The sequence below is a fragment of the Oleiphilus sp. HI0086 genome, from assembly GCF_001635225.1.
Genome location: NZ_LWFZ01000149.1, coordinates 1 through 928, shown reverse-complemented (window position 1 = coordinate 928; position 928 = coordinate 1). Strand labels below are relative to the sequence as shown.

At 42.8% G+C, this 928-nt stretch carries 1 protein-coding gene; it reads left to right on the top strand.

Translation table 11 applies throughout. The annotated features are described in order from the left end of the window. Nucleotides 1–728, top strand: a 728-nt coding sequence (locus tag A3756_RS02110) for a helicase-related protein (RefSeq protein WP_255376499.1), incomplete at its 5' end; no start/stop codon positions are given. Between the last annotated feature and the right edge of the window lie 200 nt (nt 729–928).

Below are 928 nucleotides of genomic sequence, written 5' to 3'. Positions count from 1 at the left end.
TTAGTCCCAGTAATACAACAGCAAAAACAATTGAGCAGTGGATATACCCAGTCGATAAAAATAGAAAATCAAAACTTTTATGCCAATTGATTAAGGAAGAAAACTGGCAACAAACTTTGGTTTTTTGTCGTACCAAACATGGATCAAACCGCCTAACAAGAGTTCTCGAAGGGGCAGGTATCAAAGCTGCCGCGATTCACGGCAATAAAAGTCAAGGTGCCCGAACTCGAGCCCTACAAGAGTTTAAGTCTGGTGTCATTCAAGTTTTAGTTGCGACTGATATTGCAGCACGCGGCATCGATATAGATCAGCTACCTCAGGTTGTTAACTTTGAGCTACCTCACGTATCTGAAGATTACGTGCACAGAATAGGTAGAACCGGCCGCGCGGGGTCGGATGGTTTAGCGATATCTTTGGTTTGTGCCGATGAATTTAAAGAACTCAAAGGTATTGAACGGTTAACTAAACAAGTGATTCAACGTAGAACGGTCGAAGGCTTCGAACCTGTGCACTCCCTACCCGAATCCCAGCTANATACTCGTCCGATCAAAGCAAAAAAGCCCAAGAAACCCAAAAAGCCAAAAGCCGAGCAGCACGGCAATCAGGCGAAGACCGACTCCGATAAAAATAAGCCTAGAAGAGCAAAAAGACGCCCTACTCAAAAGCAATCCCGCGGAAATCAGTCAAGCAGCCAGTCAAGTAACAAGGATATATGGAAACAAAAGTAGCCGTAGCCACTAAGAATTGTTTTGAAAGAACTTAAAAAGCTCAGATCCAGGTAATCTGAGCTTTATTGAAAAAAGACGATTAGATTGTTACAGAAATAGAGTCGGATAAGTCGCTTTCGAGGCCGTCAGTATCTACAACGGTAATTGCAAAATGATAATCACCATCGGCCAGCTCAGTAACAATATATGAGGTATCTAGA